At 51.3% G+C, this 3498-nt stretch carries 3 protein-coding genes and 1 pseudogene; 2 read left to right on the plus strand and 2 right to left on the minus strand.

Annotated elements, in window-relative coordinates; genetic code table 11:
- Positions 1-179, minus strand: a pseudogene (locus ACZAHD_RS22450) (2-isopropylmalate synthase); the annotation flags it as partial.
- A 95-nt stretch (positions 180-274) separates the two neighbouring features.
- Positions 275-361, minus strand: coding sequence for a leu operon leader peptide (gene leuL / locus ACZAHD_RS22455; RefSeq protein WP_004222662.1), 87 nt, complete (start codon positions 359-361; stop codon positions 275-277).
- A 613-nt stretch (positions 362-974) separates the two neighbouring features.
- On the opposite strand from leuL, the gene leuO reads away from it, so the two are divergent.
- Both leuO and ilvB read left to right on the plus strand, forming a co-directional pair.
- Positions 975-1943 (plus strand): transcriptional regulator LeuO, encoded by a 969-nt coding sequence (gene leuO, locus ACZAHD_RS22460; RefSeq protein ID WP_072121929.1) that lies wholly within the window; start codon positions 975-977, stop codon positions 1941-1943.
- Positions 1944-2337: 394 nt separating this feature from the next.
- On the plus strand, positions 2338-3498 hold a 1161-nt coding region (gene ilvB, locus ACZAHD_RS22465; protein WP_462458701.1), incomplete at its 3' end, for a biosynthetic-type acetolactate synthase large subunit.

Consider the following 3498-nt stretch of genomic DNA (forward strand, 5'->3'; position numbering starts at 1 on the left):
CTTTGCACCGATTCAAAATCGCCCGGGGAAGAGACCGGGAAACCGACTTCCATTACGTCGACCCCCATACGCTCAAGGGCCAGAGCGATCTGCAGCTTCTCTTTGACACTCAGGCTTGCCTGTAACGCTTGTTCGCCATCACGTAAGGTCGTATCGAAAATAATGACTTGCTGGCTCATGGTTTGGATCCTTAGTCTGTGTCCTGGCGCCTTGTTGACGAGCATAAAAAAACCCGCGCCAAGGCGCGGGTTTTATAGTCTTGCTGGAAGATGACTTAACGCTGAACGTCGCCCAACAGCCTACCGCGCAAATGGCATGCGTTTAGTAGTAGTAGGCTGGTGATACGAGCGGTGCGAATCATTGCGTCAAACTCCAGATGAAATCGTTATGCTTTTAGAGTTACTGGATAGCCGTTTTAAAGTCAACCCCTGGCACGGAAAAAGCGTTATTGGCTCACGATGTGAATTAGCAAATTGTGCTGATGTAAGCCCCGTTTTGCCGAAGATCCTATTTTGGACAAAGGGAGGCGCACCCTCATTTGTTTCATTTGAAAAAGTGCTTTGCATTCAACGCCTCGGTCACGATGAACCGTGAACGAGGCGGCAAAAAAAGCTATCTGAATGAAAATATTATATTTATTTTCCTTATGAATGTATTTGCTCATTAGCGGATTATTTTTCAATGATAAGCAGTTGTTAATTTTATGAGGTTAAAAATAAAATACTTTATTATTGCTTAAGTTACAGTTAACTATTAGTGTTGTTTTTATTTTTTACGGATTATGGTTACACTCACCATCATTAAGTAACCGGTATGGTTTGAGCGGTTCATTTTCCTGGTAGTCCCGCTTTTTCACTGCCACTCATAGCCTTGATATATTCCTAAAAATCTCCTTTGCTATTTTGCAAATGTCATTTGCATGATAAATGATATTTTCGACGCTAATTATAGCGGTTTAGTAAAGGGAATTCATCGTGACGGCGGAATTAGATATGTTAATTGACACTCCAGAATATAAATCAGCCCCCGGACAGGAAGTCGTTAAACCTCAACTACGGATGGTTGATCTCAATCTGCTCACCGTTTTTGATGCGGTTATGCAAGAGCAGAATATCACCCGTGCCGCCCATACGCTCGGCATGTCTCAACCCGCGGTGAGTAACGCGGTTTCACGTCTGAAAGTGATGTTTAATGATGAGCTGTTTGTGCGCTATGGCCGCGGTATTCAGCCGACGGCGCGGGCCTATCAGCTTTTTGGTTCTGTGCGCCAGGCTCTGCAGCTGGTCCAAAACGAATTGCCGGGCTCCGGTTTTGAACCGCTAAGCAGTGAGCGCGTTTTCCATCTGTGCGTCTGCAGCCCGCTGGATAACATCCTGACGTCGGTTATTTTTAATAAAGTTGCGGAGATCGCACCCAATATTCATTTGGTCTTTAAATCCGCGCTGAATCAAAATACGGAACATCAGTTACGTTATCAGGAAACGGAATTTGTGATCGGTTATGAAGAGTTCCGTCGCCCTGAGTTTGCCTGCGTCCCGTTATTCAAAGACGAAATGGTTTTGGTGGCCAGTCGCAACCACCCCCGTATTTCCGGGCCGGTGATGGAGGCGGATATTTATCGTGAGGAGCATGCTACGGTGGCTCTCGATCGGTATGCCTCATTCAGTTTACCGTGGTATGACACGGCCGATAAACAGGCGCGTATCGCCTATCAGGGTAATGCGATGGTCAGCGTATTAAACGTGGTATCGCAAACTCAGATGGTGGCGATTGCCCCGCGCTGGCTGGCCAATGAGTTTGCCGATAAATTAGCCCTGCAAATATTACCTTTGCCGTTGAAGGTTAACAGCCGGACCTGCTATCTCTCGTGGCATGAAGCGGCTGGCCGCGATAAAGGCCATCAGTGGATGGAAGAGCTGCTGGTGGATATTTGCAAGCGCTGAGCCGATGGCAACGAGGATAAAAGGAGCTTCGGCTCCTTTTTTTATATGATGTAAATTCGATAATGCAGAATTTTGTTCTGTTTGACCTGTTCGAGGCATTCGTTGGGTTCGTGAAAAATGGATCAATTCCTGCTATCACGCCTTTTCTCCGAGTATTTACCATTCCCTTTTCTTATCTCTGAAGCAATCCACCATATTTTCACTTCTCCGCTTTCTTTTCTTCTTATTACGGGGATAACACATCCCCTGCGGCGAATTGCCTGCCTGCTGGCGAGCAGTTATGGTAGTGGCATGCAGTCCATTCACCTCAGTGCGGAGGGTCTCTCCTCCGCATCGTGCGAGCGCGCGGAAATTGAGTTCCGCTGTCGTAAAACAATAAGCCTGGAGGCAAACCATGGAGATGTTGTCAGGAGCCGAGATGGTCGTCCAATCGCTTGTCGATCAGGGCGTCAAGCAAGTATTCGGCTATCCCGGAGGCGCAGTCCTCGATATCTATGATGCGTTACATACCCTTGGCGGTATCGATCATGTGCTGGTTCGCCACGAGCAGGCGGCAGTGCATATGGCGGATGGCCTGGCGCGGGCGACCGGCGAGGTTGGCGTCGTGCTGGTCACCTCTGGACCAGGGGCGACGAACGCCATCACCGGCATCGCGACGGCCTATATGGATTCCATTCCGCTGGTGATCCTCTCCGGGCAGGTGGCGACATCGCTGATCGGCTACGATGCCTTCCAGGAGTGCGACATGGTGGGGATTTCCCGTCCGGTGGTGAAGCACAGTTTCCTGGTGAAGCAGACCGAAGATATTCCCGGTGTCCTGAAGAAAGCTTTCTGGCTGGCGGCCAGCGGTCGCCCCGGACCGGTGGTGGTCGATCTACCGAAAGATATTCTCAATCCGGCGAAAAAGCTGCCGTACGCCTGGCCGGAGGCGGTGAGTATGCGTTCGTATAACCCGACCACCAGCGGTCATAAGGGACAGATTAAACGCGCCCTGCAGACCCTGGTGGCGGCGAGTAAGCCGGTCGTTTACGTCGGCGGCGGGGCGATCAATGCGCATTGCGAACCCCAGCTGCGTGAACTGGTGGAAAAGCTGAAGCTGCCGGTTGCTTCCTCCCTGATGGGGCTTGGCGCTTTCCCGGCGACGCACCCGCAGGCGCTGGGGATGCTGGGTATGCACGGCACCTATGAAGCCAACATGACCATGCACCATTCGGACGTCATTTTCGCCGTCGGCGTCCGCTTTGACGATCGGACCACCAACAATCTGGCCAAGTACTGTCCGAACGCGACGGTGCTGCATATTGATATCGATCCGACCTCGATCTCGAAAACCGTGCCGGCGGATGTGCCGATCGTCGGCGATGCCCGGCTGGTATTGGAGCAGATGCTGGAGCTACTGGACCAGGAAGAGACGCAGCAGCCGCTGGACGACATTCGCGACTGGTGGCAACAGATCGAGCAGTGGCGTGCCCGCCATTGTCTGCGCTACGACGACCGGAGCGATAAAATCAAACCGCAGGCGGTGATTGAAACTATCTGGCGGTTGACCCAGGGC

The sequence above is a fragment of the Raoultella sp. genome (assembly GCF_039594335.1).
Lineage (GTDB): Bacteria > Pseudomonadota > Gammaproteobacteria > Enterobacterales > Enterobacteriaceae > Klebsiella.

Bases quoted from the DNA above. Each gene is read 5' to 3' on its own strand.
- leuL (WP_004222662.1), bottom strand. From the start codon at position 361: ATGATTCGCACCGCTCGTATCACCAGCCTACTACTACTAAACGCATGC.